16 protein-coding genes are annotated in these 16,694 nt (G+C 40.5%); 9 read left to right on the forward strand and 7 right to left on the reverse strand.

What is annotated here, in order from left to right; genetic code table 11:
* The first annotated feature begins 10 nt into the window (after positions 1–10).
* From F0249_RS06300 to F0249_RS06315, 4 genes are all read left to right on the forward strand, one after another.
* Positions 11–838: an SDR family oxidoreductase gene (locus F0249_RS06300; RefSeq protein WP_171756161.1), complete on the forward strand. Its 828-nt coding sequence runs from the start codon at positions 11–13 to the stop codon at positions 836–838.
* A gap of 413 nt (positions 839–1,251) precedes the next feature.
* On the forward strand, positions 1,252–2,106 hold the full coding sequence (locus F0249_RS06305) for a co-chaperone YbbN (RefSeq protein WP_171756162.1): 855 nt from the start codon (positions 1,252–1,254) through the stop codon (positions 2,104–2,106).
* 209 nt (positions 2,107–2,315) lie between these two features.
* Complete coding sequence (locus F0249_RS06310) at positions 2,316–3,236, forward strand: SPFH domain-containing protein (RefSeq protein ID WP_113795826.1); 921 nt, start codon at positions 2,316–2,318, stop codon at positions 3,234–3,236.
* Positions 3,237–3,247: 11 nt separating this feature from the next.
* Complete coding sequence (locus F0249_RS06315) at positions 3,248–3,697, forward strand: NfeD family protein (RefSeq protein ID WP_136993983.1); 450 nt, start codon at positions 3,248–3,250, stop codon at positions 3,695–3,697.
* Positions 3,698–4,242: 545 nt separating this feature from the next.
* Here F0249_RS06315 and cueR read toward each other — a convergent pair.
* From cueR to zipA, 5 genes are all read right to left on the reverse strand, one after another.
* A complete protein-coding gene (gene cueR / locus F0249_RS06320; protein WP_171756163.1) occupies positions 4,243–4,638 on the reverse strand; it encodes a Cu(I)-responsive transcriptional regulator in 396 nt (131 codons plus the stop codon).
* A 14-nt stretch (positions 4,639–4,652) separates the two neighbouring features.
* Positions 4,653–5,015, reverse strand: a complete 363-nt coding sequence (locus F0249_RS06325; protein ID WP_113795823.1) for a DUF2799 domain-containing protein — start codon at positions 5,013–5,015, stop codon at positions 4,653–4,655.
* 64 nt (positions 5,016–5,079) lie between these two features.
* Entirely contained in the window at positions 5,080–6,429 is a 1,350-nt protein-coding gene (locus tag F0249_RS06330; protein WP_113795822.1) for a multidrug transporter, read from the reverse strand.
* Between the two features lie 524 nt (positions 6,430–6,953).
* Positions 6,954–8,963: an NAD-dependent DNA ligase LigA gene (gene ligA / locus F0249_RS06335; protein WP_171756173.1), complete on the reverse strand. Its 2,010-nt coding sequence runs from the start codon at positions 8,961–8,963 to the stop codon at positions 6,954–6,956.
* Positions 8,964–9,090: 127 nt separating this feature from the next.
* Positions 9,091–10,026, reverse strand: coding sequence for a cell division protein ZipA (zipA, locus tag F0249_RS06340; protein ID WP_136995457.1), 936 nt, complete (start codon positions 10,024–10,026; stop codon positions 9,091–9,093).
* A gap of 250 nt (positions 10,027–10,276) precedes the next feature.
* Between zipA and cysZ the strand changes: the two genes are divergently transcribed.
* From cysZ to crr, 5 genes are all read left to right on the forward strand, one after another.
* On the forward strand, positions 10,277–11,023 hold the full coding sequence (gene cysZ, locus F0249_RS06345; RefSeq protein ID WP_113795820.1) for a sulfate transporter CysZ: 747 nt from the start codon (positions 10,277–10,279) through the stop codon (positions 11,021–11,023).
* A gap of 202 nt (positions 11,024–11,225) precedes the next feature.
* Entirely contained in the window at positions 11,226–12,194 is a 969-nt protein-coding gene (cysK, locus tag F0249_RS06350) for a cysteine synthase A (RefSeq protein ID WP_017053289.1), read from the forward strand.
* Positions 12,195–12,492: 298 nt separating this feature from the next.
* A complete protein-coding gene (locus tag F0249_RS06355) occupies positions 12,493–12,750 on the forward strand; it encodes an HPr family phosphocarrier protein (RefSeq protein ID WP_113795818.1) in 258 nt (85 codons plus the stop codon).
* Positions 12,751–12,887: 137 nt separating this feature from the next.
* A complete protein-coding gene (gene ptsI / locus F0249_RS06360; RefSeq protein WP_113795817.1) occupies positions 12,888–14,615 on the forward strand; it encodes a phosphoenolpyruvate-protein phosphotransferase PtsI in 1,728 nt (575 codons plus the stop codon).
* A 40-nt stretch (positions 14,616–14,655) separates the two neighbouring features.
* Complete coding sequence (gene crr / locus F0249_RS06365) at positions 14,656–15,165, forward strand: PTS glucose transporter subunit IIA (protein ID WP_017053292.1); 510 nt, start codon at positions 14,656–14,658, stop codon at positions 15,163–15,165.
* Positions 15,166–15,254: 89 nt separating this feature from the next.
* Here crr and F0249_RS06370 read toward each other — a convergent pair whose 3' ends face one another.
* Entirely contained in the window at positions 15,255–16,382 is a 1,128-nt protein-coding gene (locus tag F0249_RS06370; RefSeq protein WP_017053293.1) for a flagellin, read from the reverse strand.
* A gap of 196 nt (positions 16,383–16,578) precedes the next feature.
* Positions 16,579–16,694: flagellin (locus F0249_RS06375; protein WP_253825283.1), on the reverse strand; the 116-nt coding region annotated here is incomplete at its 5' end.

Below are 16,694 nucleotides of genomic sequence, written 5' to 3' on the forward strand. Positions count from 1 at the left end.
GAGAGTCACAATGTCAAAGGCTATATTGATTACAGGATGTTCAACGGGGATTGGTTACACTTGTGCTCATGCGCTACATCAACAAGGTTATCAAGTCATCGCATCATGCCGAAACCAGGATGATGTTGTAAAACTTCAGCAGGAAGGTCTCACTTGCATCCAGTTAGACTTAAGTTGCACTGATAGCATCCGTTCTGGCGCGACAGAGGCGCTACGCTTGTGTGATGGAAATCTTTATGCACTGTTTAATAATGGTGCTTATGGACAGCCAGGAGCGTTAGAAGATCTACCAACCGATGGATTAAGAACGCAGTTTGAAACCAATTTTTTTGGCTGGCATGAACTCGTACTTCAACTTCTCCCGTCAATGAGAAAGCAAGGAACAGGGCGTATTATTCAAAATAGCTCCGTTCTCGGTTTTGCCGCCATGAAATATCGAGGGGCATACAACGCTTCCAAATTTGCCATAGAAGGTTGGACTGACACTCTACGCCTTGAGCTATATCAATCAGGCATTCATATTTCTCTTATCGAGCCCGGACCAATCGAAACTCAGTTTCGAGCCAATGCGCTTATTGCATTTAAAAAGTGGATAAACATTGAAGACAGTGTCCATAGCACCTACTACCAGCAACAAATCTCACGTCTAGCTAACGATGAATCGAACAATGCGTTTGTACTCCCTGCAGAAGCTTGTATCGCACCACTGCTGTATGCATTAGAGTCCAAGTCACCCAAGTTACGCTATAGGATCACGACTCCAACGAAAGTGTTTGCCTTTCTAAAACGTATTCTACCCTCGAAATGGTTAGATCCTATCTTACGCAAAGCCGCTTAGAACTTATGATTATTAGAACTTATGACTAAAGGCTTTGGCTTAGGGCTGGGCGGAAGACCTAGCTATTAGTATTCATCACTGAATCAAAATAAAGTGGCGATCGATTAAACATTGTCACTTACTCGTAACAATCACCTGTCATTATAAAAATGAGCATATCCCGATTGCAATTAGCGTGTTACGACAGGTAAATACATGACCCTAAACCAACTCAATTTGATAGGTATTGGTGTTGCATTAACACTATTTTTATTGTTTTGAGCACCACCCCTTATCATTCGTATCAAGCATCGAAAACGCCCACTAATTTTTATTAAGTTTGGGCGTTTTTCGATTCAGCTCTTGAAGTTAGAGAGCAGAACCCATATTTAATAACTAATCTGAACTCGAGATAATTACCAAGGATTTCCGGAATGCAGTCACCTCATGTTGTAGAATTCAATGAAAGTAACTTTCGTCAAATACTAGAAGGTTCGTCACAAGCTCCTGTACTCATCCATTTTTGGGCTCCGTCTCATCCAGAAAGCACTCAAATTATCCCTGAGCTACAAAGCCTTTCTCAACAATATAATGGAGCCTTCACTCTGGCACTGCTCAATTGCGAGCAAGAGCAAACCATCGCTGGCCAATTTGGCGTACAAGCCCTACCCACTATTGCCTTATTCGTTAACGGCCAACCTGTTGATGGCCTTGGTGGACCTCAAACCATCGAATCTATCGTCGCAATGCTAGACAAACATTTGCCGAATCAAGATGAGATAAAATTACGCCACGCATTAGAAAAAATGCAATCTGGCGAGCATGCGGAAGCATTAGTAGCTTTACGTGAGCTACCGGAATCCATAACCACTAAGGGTGAAGTAAAACTCGCCATTGCAGACTGTTTGCTCGAAATGGGTCAGTTCTCTGATGCTGAAATTCAATTGAAAACTATCCCTCTTGAATATCAAGACAACTATTATAAGAGCATGATTGCGAAGCTAGAACTGCACCAACAAGCCGCAGATAGTCCTGAAATCCAATCTCTAGAATTACAATTTCAACAAGATACAAGTAATACACAATTAGCTCATGACTTGGCATTGCAATATCACCAAGTAAGTCGTGATGAAGAAGCATTAGAGCTATTATGGTCTTTTATCCGTTTAGATTTAAATGTTCAAGATGGTGATCTCAAAAAAGCATTCATGGATATTCTTAGCGCACTAGGACAAGGCAACGCGATTTCTGGAAAATACAGAAGACAGCTTTATTCTCTACTATATTAATCATTACTTTCGCCAATAATCGTCATATGAGTAGCGACGAATAAAGCAAAACACCTCATGTAAACAAAGAGCTCAGCTAGAGCTCTTTTTTATGCGATGAATACAAGTTCCAACTGAGTTCTCATTTATAAATTTGCCCCCAAAGCAAAAGTGATCAACAATAAATTAATTGCATATCAAACACTTTCTCATTTTAAAAAGGAATTACCATGGCTATTGATGCTTTAATCACTATAGGTGGTTTTATTATTGTTGCAGTTGTTTTTATTTTCGCAGGAATTAAAGCGGTACCCCAAGGAAGCAACTGGACTGTTGAACGCTTCGGACGCTATACCCAAACGTTAAAACCAGGGTTAAACCTTATCATCCCTTTCGTTGATAAAGTCGGCAACCGTATCAGCATGATGGAGCGCGTATTAGACATCCCTGCTCAAGAAGTCATTTCGAAAGACAATGCGAATGTTGTCATTGATGCCGTTTGTTTTGTTCAAGTTATCGATGCACCAAAAGCGGCATACGAAGTTAACGATTTGGAGCATGCGATTCGTAACCTTACATTGACCAATATCCGTACCGTCTTAGGCTCTATGGAACTTGATGAAATGCTCAGCCAGCGTGACATGATTAACACGAAACTACTGACCATCGTCGATGCTGCGACTAACCCTTGGGGCGTTAAAGTTACCCGTATCGAAATCAAAGATGTACAGCCACCAGCCGATCTTACCGCTGCAATGAACGCTCAGATGAAAGCGGAACGAAACAAACGTGCAGATGTCTTAGAAGCAGAAGGTATTCGTCAGGCTGAGATTCTCAAAGCAGAAGGCCACAAGCAATCCGAAATTCTGCGTGCTGAAGGGGAAAAACAAGCCGCTATCTTACAAGCAGAAGCTCGTGAACGTGCAGCAGAAGCCGAAGCAAAAGCAACAGAAATGGTTTCTCAAGCGATAGCACAAGGTGATATGCAAGCGGTGAATTACTTTATCGCGCAAGGTTATACCGATGCGCTTAAGAGTATCGGCCAAGCTGAAAATGGTAAAATCATTATGTTACCACTTGAAGCGACAGGTCTGATGGGCTCAGTTGCTGGAATAGCTGAAATGTTTAAAGCGCAACCTGAAGATAAATAAGGCAATTTTTAATGGTTGAATTATTGGAACAGATGAATCATTGGCACTGGCTTGCTTTTGGTTTGCTACTTTTAGCGGCTGAGCTGCTGGGTACTGCTGGCTATTTTTTATGGCTTGGTATTTCAGCCATTCTCGTGGGGCTTATTTTCTCAATCCTGCCGATGAGCTGGCAATTACAGTGGGTTAGCTTTGGTGTCTTTTCACTGATCACAACATGGTTATGGTGGAGAAGACAATTTAAACAAGATAAAAAATCTGATCAACAGCGCGAACTCAATCAACGAGAAAAGCAATTAATCGGAATGACGACTCGTCTGGAGGAAGATGTGCAAGCGGGAGATTGCCGCATTAAGCTTGGTGATACCACCTGGTCAGCGAGATGCGATCAAGATATCTCTAAAGGCACTCAAATAAGAGTCATCGATGTGGATGGAATCATATTATTTATTGAACCAATATAATTAATACCTAACAGTAATGGTGATATTTATATCACCATTACTGTAATTTCGAGTACTGATATAATATCCAATTGATTACCAAAAGAAATAGTTACTAATTATCTAACACAAAGTAAGCGTTTATTTCATAAACTTAGCTCTGCCACTCAACCTTCCCTCACTAACCTCATAGATTTAACTTATTTAATCCATATTTATTTATACTTTTTTTAATAAATAAATTTTGATTATATTAATTTTTTTTGACCTTTTACGAATAATGCATCTATTATTTTCACGTACAGACATTTAAATAATTATAATCAATAAGTGAGGATCTAATGAAACATGCTTTTTTAATTACGTTATTATCACTATTTATTATCCCATCAACGAGTAATGCGAGTCAAAATGGAGGAAAATCCTTTGGTAGCGCTATGAAATGTACATTTAATTCAGGGGCCGTTGAAATGCTCCCAAGAGAACTCTGTAAAGTTTATGGCGGAAAAACAAATTAACATCACACAAGAGTCTAGAGATCAGTAGATAAAAATACGATCTCTAGCTCATTCATTTTGTCTGACTAAATCTTCGAGAATAGGGCATGCATGATCATTGTTGCCTGGACATTTGTTTATCCAGAGCTCTAATTGCGATTTGATAATCATCAATTCATTTAGTTTGCTGTTTACTTCATCAAGTTTAGTTAGTGCTTTTTCTTTAACTTCAGCACTTGTCGCTTCAGGGTTATTCGCCAGCTGAACTAAACCTTTACACTCTTCTAAAGTGAAGCCTACTCTTCTTGAGCGAGCAACAACCATAAGTTGTTCTGCGTGCTTTTTAGTATAAACACGGTATCCATTGTCTGATCTCAATGGAGGAGAAATCAATCCTTTGTCTTCGTATAAACGCACTGATTTAGATGACAACCCTGTAATTTTTGCAACTTCACTTATATTCATCTTTTATACCTAAATTAGCGTTTATAAAAATCAGCTCCGATAAATGCATCCCAACCACGCTGCCACTCAACCTTTATCATGACGGCTTGCTCATGATCCTCACACTGTCCATTATAGCGTATACCACTGATACCCTTTGCAAAAGCATTATACGGATTGCAATATTCTAAGAGCCCCTTTTGATAACCTAATGAATATGGTGTGATTTGAAAAGGTACTTTCGCTTTTATTCTATCCAATATATCAGATTCAACACCATAGCCACTCCGCCCTAGCCTTTCACCTTGACTAAACCAAAACTCATCATCCGTCTGTACATTTTTTGCACATGCAGTCATGGTCATTATAAAACAAGTACAAAGTATAAGTTTCTTCATAAAAAGCCTCTTATATAAAAAAGCTGAGCATACAATGCTCAGCTTTTTCTCATTACTATTTAAGTTATTTTACATTAAATGGGATTGCTAAAATCAACTTAAAGTCTGTTTCATCTTGGAACAAGTTAGCATAGCCATTCCAGCTTGGAGCGTCAGTATCGTTAAAGTACTGAGTGTAATGGAAGGCAACAGTTGCATCTTTAAGAGCGCCAGCTTGAATTGCATAGTTTGCAAATGCACTGTAAGAGTACTCAGTAAGGTCATCATAGCCATCTACTGAAGAACCACCGCCATATGCTCCACTAACACCAGCGCTGAAACCAGTGCCACCTATATCAGCGAAATCACGACTAACTGAACCAAATACAGCTAACTCTTCATGGTGGTTGAAATCAGAACGGTTGTTCCACCAGATATCGTACGCACCATTTGAACCGCCATAGCCAGCTGTTGGGCGATACGCAAACCAGTTACCATCTTCTTCAGCCATTGTGTATGTCGCTTCTGCTCGGTACGAATATGGACCAGAAGAGTAGCTAGATAGGAAGGCTAATTGATACCCAGTATCACCATCATCATATTGATTATCATCGTTGACATAATACAGTTGAGGTGACCAGTAGATTCCACCTTCAGTTGTCCCTTTCACTTTAAAGTGTGCCGTTGTACGTTCATCTAACTTAGAAAAAGCACCGTCTAAAGCAATACCATTATCTAATTTATAGCGAGCACCAACAGAAAATAAGATTTCGTCATCACCATCAACACCAATGAATGCATCAGTTTCTTTATACCATGGAGCTTTATATTCATCAGCAATAACGAAGCCAAGATCTAGAGCACCAAATGTACCGCCAATTTCACCACCACGGTATGTACCTGGAGCAAATGACCAGTTAACACCCAAGCCACTTGCTACTGACGGTTGGAAGTAACCAAGTTTAGCTTTAATATTTTCACCAAACTTAAACTTAGCCGCTGCAGTTGCGAATGAAACGCCACCTTTTTCTAGTTGACCCCAACAGCCCGAAGAATTTGGTCCATCACAATCTAGGAAGTTCATTTCATGACCAGCACCCACAGAATCATTCCACATATCCCATGTACTGTAGATAACAAAATCAGCACCTACTACATCATTCACATAACCAGAATTAAAACCAAGGTTCACAAAAATACTACCGTGGTTTAGGTTCGTTTCTTTCTTAGTATCATTACCATCTGCATCAGTACCTGCACGGTCACGAGCGCGCATCCAGAAATTTAGATTACCGCTAATTGTTGACTCAGAGAAAAACTCCGACACTTCACCCGTATACTCAGGACCTACTGGGTCATTTGCAAACGCTGGAGCTGCTGCAAGAGCCCCTACCATTGCCGCCGTAATAGCAGATACTTTAAAAAATTTGTCCATGGAAAAACTCCTAAAAAATGGATATAGCTGTATTTTTATTTTTCTCACCTTAAGTTGGCCGCCGAAGGGAGAAGTGATTTCCTATTAAAAACCTAATTATTCCTAATCACGGTTTTTGTGTTTCCTGCATACACCGTGTGTACCCATGACTATAAGACTAACTTCGCAGCAAAAAACATCAATCAGAACTTAATTTTTATCTAAAAAAATATGACCGATAACTAACTTTCATCAACTTAGTGATCTTGATCTTGTTTTCTTACACACAGGACTAACAAAACACCAAATCAAATAAAAACAACAACTTAATTATAGTGAACAGTGCTAAAAATTGAAGTGCCTCGCATAAAGATAAGGAAAGAACTGCTTTTTATACATAAGAGATCACTCTCACAAACAAAAAAGTGTGGTTCGTATATGAACTTTTTTAAAAATGTAAAATAAATATATTTTCTAGCAGTAACAGACAAAAAAAGGCGTTGGTAAAAACCAACGCCTTTTAGAAATTTTTAGCTATTTATGAACTAAGACATTAAAGAAATGAGGTCTTGTTCGGATTTAATTTCCACGCCTAAATCTTGTGCCTTAGCTAATTTTGAACCTGCATTTTCGCCAGCAAATAGAATATCGGTTTTCTTCGAGACACTGCCTGTCACCTTAGCCCCTAACGCCTGCAATGCTGCTTTCGCTTCACTCCGACCTAATTGAGAGAGACTTCCTGTGAGCACCACGGTTTTTCCAGCTAATGGCTGAGGAGTACCTTCACTTGCAGCCACTACATCGTCCCAAACCACACCATTCTCAATAAGTTTATTAACAACGTTCATATTAGTTTCTTGAGAGAAAAAAGTGACAATATGTCGCGCAACAATATCGCCAATATCGGAAACTTTAACTAATGCTTCATGATCTGCGGCGATAACGGCTTCTAAAGAGCAAAAATGCTGTGCCAAATTTGCAGCGGTCGCTTCACCCACTTCTCTAATACCTAACGAATAAAGAAATCTAGGCAGGGTTGTTTGTTTTGATTTTTCCAGTGCCGCTACAACATTTTGTGCCGACTTAGGCCCCATACGATCTAAAACGGTCAATACACCTGCACTTAACTTAAACAAGTCCGCAGGCGTATCCACCATCTCACGCTCAACGAGCTGCTCGATAACTTTTACACCTAGCCCATCAACATCCAGAGCCTTACGAGAAACAAAATGCTTTATGGCCTCTGAACGCTGCGCCTGACACACAAGTCCTCCCGTACAGCGCGCGACTGCCTCTCCCTCAATGCGTTCGATCTGAGAGTCACAGACGGGGCAAGTTTGTGGGAAAACGATGTCTGTTGCGTTTTCAGGGCGACGTTCCAACACAGCTGATACAATTTGCGGTATGACATCACCAGCACGGCGAATAATGACACTATCGCCAATTTTCACGCCTAATCTTTCAATTTCATCAGCATTATGCAAAGTCGCGTTACTGACGGTTACGCCACCGACGAATATTGGTTCCAGTTTGGCTACTGGCGTTATCGCCCCCGTTCGCCCAACTTGAAATTCAACATCATTTAGCAAGGTGATCTCTTCTTGCGCTGGAAATTTATAAGCAATGGCCCAGCGGGGAGCTCGTGCAACGAAACCTAATTGGATTTGAGCATCAATATCATCGACTTTAATGACCACGCCATCGATCTCGTAAGAAAGCGCATCACGGCGTTGCATTATCTCTTGGTAATACGCCTTCACGTCATCAAGAGATGTTAATTGACGCGTTTCAGGGCACATAGGCAGCCCCCATGCTTTCAATTGCACAAATCTATCGTAATGGCTGTTCTTTAGCTCAATGCCTTCCACTACACCCACACTGTACGCATAAAAACTTAAAGGCCGTTTTGCGGTAATTCTAGAATCTAGTTGACGTAAGCTCCCTGCCGCGGCATTTCTTGGGTTAACAAAAACTTTATCGCCTTTTTTCAGCGCTAGTTCATTAAGTTTCTCAAAACCCGCTTTGGGCATAAAAACTTCGCCACGAACTTCAATACGCAGTGGCCACCCTTCACCTTGGAGTTTGAGAGGGATCGCACTGATTGTACGTACGTTTTCAGTGATATTCTCACCCGTACTACCATCACCACGCGTTGCAGCTTGAACTAAGATGCCATTCTCATAAAGAAGACTCACCGCTAAACCATCCAGCTTTGGTTCACAACAGAAAAGATCGAGGTTCGCTGATGGAGCACGATCTTTCATTCGCTTATAAAAACTGTCTAACTCTTGATCATCAAACGCATTATCTAGCGACAACATTGGAATTTCATGGCTAACCTGAGTAAACCCGTCTAACGGTTTACCTCCAACGCGCTGACTAGGAGAGTCAATAGTGATCAAATCGGGGTGTAACTCTTCCAACTCAAGTAACTCACGCATTAAACGATCATATTCAGCATCGGGAATTACCGGGTTATCTTCTACATAGTACAAAATGGCGTGATGATGTAAGGTTTCACGAAGTTGATCTAATTTAATTTGAATATCATTCATTTGTTCTGAGCTTAATAGGGGCATGAGTTTCTCTACTTACTTTCCTAAAACATATTGCAATAAAAAAGGCCCCTCAAAGGAGCCTTCATTTCTCACTGCATTAATGTTTAATCAGTATTAATACGGTTTATTTGGCACTTTGCGCGGCTTTAAATTCTTGTATTTGACGGCGACAAGCTGCAATTCTATCTGGCGTAATCAGATTACGAGCTTCGTCTAATACGTTACCTGACATGTCATCAGCAATCTGCTGAGCCGTTTTCAACATTAACTTGAAATTCTGTTCTGCATCGCCATAGCAAGGCAGCGTCATGAAGAACGAAATCCCTTTTGTAGAAAAATCAGCAGGATCGCTATGTTCTAAAGTCCCAGGTTGCATCATATTCGCAACGCTAAATAGCACTTTTCCAGTTCCAGACAAATCTGAATGTCGATGGAAAATCGCCATTTCACCATAAATCAATCCATTTTGCTGCATGCTATCAAATAGTTTAGTGCCTACAAATGGTTCTTCACCTGAGCAATGTACATTCAGCACAATCACTTGCATTTCAGGTTCAGGTTGCTCTTTAATAGCCTCTGAATTTTGATTATCCGAAAGTGAGCTTTGCGAAAGTGCAGAGTTATCATCATCTTCAATCGCAGAAAAAGAGTCGACTCTATCAAATCCACTAAGCTCTTCCTCATTTACGATAACGTCATCGTTCCCTTGTTCATCTGCCGTAAAAGGAACGAATTCTTCTGCTTTCGATTCTTTAGAAACGCTCAATTCAAGTTCATCTTGAGCATGATCAATCAAGGGATCGACAAATTCAGGTTCATCATTATGACCAAAATCAGGTTCTTTTCTCACTTTACGAATGATTTCAAAATCATCCTCAGGAGCAAATGAGCGAACAGGCGCCTCTTCTTTCTCATCAGAATCATCTAAATCTAGTTTACCGAGTGGCTTATTCCCAAACTTAGATTTCCCTTCTTTCTTACTAGTCCAAAGACCATGAAACAATAATGCGGCGATCGCTAGCGCGCCAACAATTATGAGTACGAATCGCAATTCCTGCATTGTTTACTCTCTGCTTCTTAGTGATAGCATTTAAATGGTGTTATTTTAATCATCTTAATAAAAACACTCTAAATCAACGTCACTAAGGTGGGTTAAATCGGCTTATACCGCTACTCTATCAAATCTCTATGCTATTTTAGAACAACTTAATGTGAGAAGTTCCCCACATGCTGAGATTTTCATCATGCTTTTCTTCTAAATTTGGTTAAGTACAATACAAAAAGTCATTTACGGTAAAATATAAAACATTATGAACTCAGAGAACAAACAAAGATCAGGTTTTGGCTATTTCTTTTATGGATTAGAGTTAGCCCTAACACCGGGCATTCGCCAATATGTATTACTTCCACTTCTCGCAAATATCGTACTAGTCGGCGGGGCGTTGTTTTTCCTATTTTCAAACCTTGATGCTTGGATAACCAACTGGATGGGGCAACTTCCTGAATTTCTTTCATGGTTAAGTTATCTTTTGTGGCCGCTTCTTGTATTAACCATTCTGGCTACTTTCTCTTACTTCTTCAGTACGCTAGCCAATTTTATAGCGGCTCCATTTAATGGTCTATTAGCTGAAAAAGTAGAGATGAAGCTATCTGGTCAGAAAGTCAATGATGATGGCCTGATGGACGTGCTAAAAGATACGCCGCGCATTCTTGCTCGCGAATGGCGCAAATTACGTTATGTCTTACCAAAAGCTATTGGACTCTTTTTAATATTGCTCATTCCCGCTCTTGGCCAAACAGTAGGTCCTATATTGTGGTTTTTATTCACGGCTTGGATGTTAGCGATTCAATACTGTGATTATCCTTTCGATAACCATAAAATCGATTTCTCTACCATGAGAAACAATTTGAAACAAAAACAGACGAAAGCTTATAGCTTTGGTGCTTTAGTGTCAGTGTTCACCACCATACCAGTGCTGAATCTATTTGTTATGCCAATTGCCGTTTGTGGTGCGACAGCTCTTTGGGTTGCCGAATATAAAGATTTCCACAAATAAACCACTGAATTCCTACAAAATGAGGAGAACTCTCTCGTGGTTCTCCCATTAATCTACCAACCTCCCATAAGATATAACTTTTTAATCCTTCTCCATTTTTTTGTTCTAACATAAGCTCTCAGTACGACTCCAAACGCTACCCAACAATTGGCGACCATCTAAGATACCCAGTTGTTTAGAACATACATGAAGGAACATCATAATGAGCAAAATTTACGAAGATAACAGCCTAACTATTGGTAACACTCCCCTTGTGCGTTTAAACAAAGTAAGTAAAGGCAAAGTACTCGCTAAAATCGAAGCACGTAATCCAAGCTTCAGTGTGAAATGCCGTATCGGTGCCAATATGATTTGGGAAGCTGAAAAAGCGGGTACTTTAAAGCAGGGAATTGAACTCGTAGAACCAACAAGTGGTAATACTGGTATTGCTTTAGCTTTTGTTGCGGCAGCTCGTGGCTATAAGTTAACTCTGACAATGCCTGAATCAATGAGTTTAGAGCGTCGTAAACTTCTCAAGGCTCTTGGGGCTAACTTAGTTCTTACTGAAGCACCAAAAGGCATGAAAGGCGCTATCGCAAAAGCAGAAGAGATTGTGGCAAGCGACCCAAGTAAGTTCTTACTGTTACAACAATTCAACAACCCAGCTAACCCGCAGATTCACGAAAAAACGACAGGCCCTGAAATTTGGGACGCGACTGATGGCGAGATTGATGTATTCGTTTCTGGTGTGGGTACAGGTGGTACATTAACGGGAACAAGTCGTTACATTAAAGGTGAAAAAGGCAAAGCCATTGTCTCTGTCGCTGTAGAACCAGCTGAATCTCCAGTGATCGCCCAAGCTCTCGCAGGGCAAGAAATCACACCTGCGCCACATAAGATTCAAGGTATTGGTGCCGGATTTATTCCTGGAAACCTCGATTTAGAGCTAATTGACCGTGTAGAAGCCGTCACTTCAGATGAAGCGATTGAGATGGCTCAACGCCTAATGGAAGAGGAAGGAATTCTTGCGGGAATCTCTTCTGGAGCAGCGGTTGTTGCGGCCAACAGATTAGCTGAACTACCTGAATTTGAAGGGAAAACCATTGTAACCATCTTACCAAGCTCTGGTGAGCGTTACCTCAGCACGGCTCTGTTTTCAGGTGTTTTTACCGAGAAAGAGAACCAACAATAATATGTGGTCAAATCAATTTTTAATTTAAAAAAGCCCCTTTATGGGGCTTTTTTGTTGATCCTGACTCCACCTTTGGTAATATCAGCCCTGTATTATTTTAAGCTTCAAAATAAAAGAAGCAAAATACACATTTTCATTGATCGCAGGTTTGGTTTAATCAAATTTGCGATTGAAAAAAATTAAACTAGTATCAGTTCTAATACGATTGAGAAACTTCTTCCCTAGCCGGAACAGGTTAAAACGGTTAAGCTGAAATGGTTAATAATCATACAAAAATAAATTAATTGGGGTATATCACATGTACGAGAAGCAAGTAGAAATTACAGCAGAAAATGGTCTTCACACACGTCCTGCTGCACAGTTTGTTAAAGAAGCTAAAGCATTTGACGCAGACATCACTGTAACTTCTAACGGCAAAAGCGCTAGCGCGAAAAGCCTTTTCAAACTGCAAACTCTTGGCCTAGTAAAAGGCACTGTAGTGACTATTTCAGCAGAAGGCCCACAAGCTCAACCTGCAGTTGATCACCTAGTTGCTCTTATGGACCAACTACACTAATAATTGATTTATATTTAAAAGCCATTTTGCTATTGCGAAGTGGCTTTATTAAATATAACCGATCATTGGCGCTATAATTAACGTTAGCAAATAGCACTCATTCTCCCGTTTACAGTTGACCAACTTAAGGTAAAGCTATGATTTCAGGCATCCTAGCATCTCCAGGTATTGCTTTTGGTAAAGCACTACTACTTCAAGAAGATGAAATTGTCCTAAATACTCACTCTATCTCTGACGATCAAGTAGAAGCAGAAGTTCAACGCTTTTTTGATGCTCGTAACAAATCTTCTCAACAATTAGAAATCGTTAGACAAAAAGCACTTGAAACATTTGGCGAAGAAAAAGAAGCAATCTTTGAAGGCCACATCATGTTGCTGGAAGATGAAGAGCTAGAAGAAGAAATTTTAGCCCTTATCAAAAAAGACAAGATGCATGCAGACAACGCGATCCATACCGTGATCGAAGAACAAGCTGTCGCTCTTGAATCTCTTGATGACGAATACCTAAAAGAACGTGCAACAGATATCCGTGATATCGGTACGCGCTTTGTTAAAAATGCACTAGGCATCAACATTGTATCTATCAGTGATATCAATGAAGAAGTGATCCTAGTCGCTTACGATCTAACACCGTCAGAAACTGCACAAATCAACCTAGATTACGTTCTTGGTTTCGCTTGTGACATCGGTGGTCGTACTTCTCATACTTCAATCATGGCTCGTTCACTTGAACTTCCAGCTATCGTTGGTACTAACGATATTACGAAGCAAATCAAGAATGGCGACATGCTTGTGCTAGATGCGATGAACAATAAAATCATCGTAAACCCATCAGACGCTGAATTAGCAGAAGCTCAAAAAATCAAAGCCGATTTTGAAGCAGAAGCAGCTGAACTAGCTAAACTTAAAGATTTACCAGCAATCACTCTTGATGATCATCAAGTAGAAGTTTGCGGTAACATCGGTACAGTAAAAGATTGCGATGGCATCATCCGTAACGGTGGTGAAGGCGTTGGTCTGTACCGTACAGAATTCTTATTCATGGATCGCGATGCCCTTCCTACTGAGGAAGAGCAGTACGTTGCTTATAAAGAAGTAGCGGAAGCAATGCATGGTGAATCAGTGATTATCCGTACTATGGATATCGGTGGTGATAAAGATCTACCTTATATGGATCTTCCACAAGAAATGAACCCGTTCCTAGGCTGGCGCGCTGTTCGTATCAGTCTAGATCGTCGTGAAATTTTACGTGACCAACTACGTGGCATCCTGCGTGCTTCTGCACACGGAAAACTACGTATCATGTTCCCAATGATTATCTCTGTTGAAGAAATCCGTGAACTGAAAAAAGCGATTGAAGAATATAAAGTTGAACTTCGAGCTGAAGGTTTGGCCTTCGATGAAGAGATCGAAATTGGCGTTATGGTTGAAACTCCAGCAGCAGCTGCGATTGCTCATCACCTAGCGAAAGAAGTTAGTTTCTTCTCTATTGGCACAAATGACTTAACTCAATATACTCTTGCAGTAGACCGTGGTAACGAGATGATTTCTCATCTTTACAACCCACTTTCTCCAGCTGTTTTAACTGTTATTAAACAAGTTATTGATGCATCTCATAAAGAAGGTAAATGGACTGGTATGTGTGGCGAGCTTGCTGGCGACGAACGTGCTACTCTACTTCTACTTGGTATGGGTCTAGATGAGTTCAGTATGAGCGGAATATCTATCCCTAAAGTGAAGAAAGTTATCCGTAACTCAAACTTCTCTGAAGTAAAAGCGATGGCTGAAGAAGCACTTTCTCTGCCTACAGCGGCAGAAATTCAAGCTTGCGTTGAAAAATTTATCGCAGAAAAGACAAACAACTAATATAATTGGTTGATTCAAAAATATTCTTTAGGAGCAAGACATGGGTCTGTTTGACAAACTTAAGAAACTAGTATCTGACGATAGCGCTGACGCGGGTGCAATCGAAATTATCGCACCTCTATCTGGTGAGATCGTAAACATTGAAGATGTGCCAGACGTAGTTTTCGCTGAAAAAATCGTTGGTGACGGTATCGCGATCAAACCTACTGGCGACAAAATGGTAGCTCCAGTAAACGGTACTATCGGTAAAATCTTCGAAACTAACCACGCATTCTCTATTGAGTCTGATGATGGCGTTGAGCTTTTTGTTCACTTCGGTATCGATACTGTTGAACTAAAAGGCGAAGGCTTCAAGCGTATCGCTGAAGAAGGCCAATCAGTTAAAGCTGGTGACACAGTTATCGAATTTGATCTTGCGCTTCTTGAAGAGAAAGCAAAATCAACACTGACTCCAGTTGTTATCTCTAACATGGACGAAATCAAAGAGTTGAACAAACTTGCTGGTTCTGTTGTTGTTGGTGAAACACCAGTACTGCGCGTAACTAAGTAATATTAGCTACTCTAAAACGTAAAAATGCTGCCTAATGGCAGCATTTTTTTTATTCCAGTAAAACCAATCTAGTAAACTAAGGAAATAAACTAAGATAATAAGCCTAATGCTGCACTAGGGATCTGTTTAGCTTGAACCAATAAAGTCGATGTCGCTTGTTGTAAGGCTTGAGATTTAAACTGATTAACAGATTCTCTGGCAAAGTCGGCATCTTTAATTCGGCTTTTAGACGCGGTCATGTTCTGATTTATGCTATGCAGGTTATCAATGGTGACTTCTACTCGATTTTGAAAACTACCAATTTCACTGCGGTGTGAATCGACATATTTCATCGCCGTATCGACAAGCGATACGCCCAACTGTGACTGCCCTAGCGAACTTAAGTCTAAATCATCAAGCGTGAGTAAATCACCGCCTTCAAAATCAAGCTGTTCATTCAAACTACCCGAAACATCAAAACCCTTGGGAGCACTCAACGCCCCCATAAACAATTGAAGCTTCCTATCTTCGGTAACAGATGCGTTCACAATATCTTGTTGAGAATTAATGTAAGTCGCGACCTCATTAATACTATCACCAGCCTTCAGTCGAATCTGTTGATTTTGTTTCTCCCCACTCACATCGTCATACTTCACATTCAATGAGAGATTGCTTTTAGGAACTTGCCAAGTTTCATCAACACTTTCATTTGCAATGTAATAATGCCCTCCCGTCTCTGGAAGGTTGGTACTCATATTTTTTAAATGAAGTGATATAGAGTCAGCATTTGGGCTAATGTTGAAGCTCTGGGAACCAAATGAGCCATTAAACAGATTTTTACCTGCAAAAGTGGTCGTTTGAGCAATTCTGTTTAGTTCATCTTTTAATGCACTGGCCTCATGCTGGATCCCATCACGATCATCTTGAGAGTTTGAACCGTTGGATGATTGTAGCGATAATGATCGTAACCGCTGCAGCATTTCACTGCTTTCTTGAAGCGCACTCTCTGCCGTTTGAGCAACCGAGTAGGCATTGGCGGCATTGCTCAACGAAACATCAATACCCCGAGTTTGTGTGCTTAAGGTATTTGATATTTGCATTCCTGCGGCATCGTCACTTGCAGAGTTTATCCGATAGCCTGAATTCAATTTTCGCTGCGTGTCAGATGTTTCAGAAGCAGCGTCGCTAAAATACCGCTGAGTGATCATCGCAGATGTATTAGTATTGAGTGAAATCATCTAACCGATACCTTTCTCCTGTACACCTGTAGTTAACCCACTAGAAATACCAACGTTATTACCTATGTCGTGTCAATCCAGACACCCCATAGGTAATAAGAGTTGCTATGAATAAATCCAGATAAGCAAAAAGCCAAGTAACATTACTTGGCTTCTATTTTATCGTTAAGCTTTAACCTAACATTTAACCTAACATTTAGCCTAGCAAGCTTAACGCTGAGTTAGGCGCTTGTTTCGCTTGAGCAAGAATTGAGCTTGATGCCTGACCAAGAATTTGTGTCTTCGTCATTTGCGTCGTTTCTTTCGCGAAAT

The organism is Vibrio sp. 03-59-1, assembly GCF_013114135.1.
Classification (GTDB): domain Bacteria; phylum Pseudomonadota; class Gammaproteobacteria; order Enterobacterales; family Vibrionaceae; genus Vibrio; species Vibrio cortegadensis.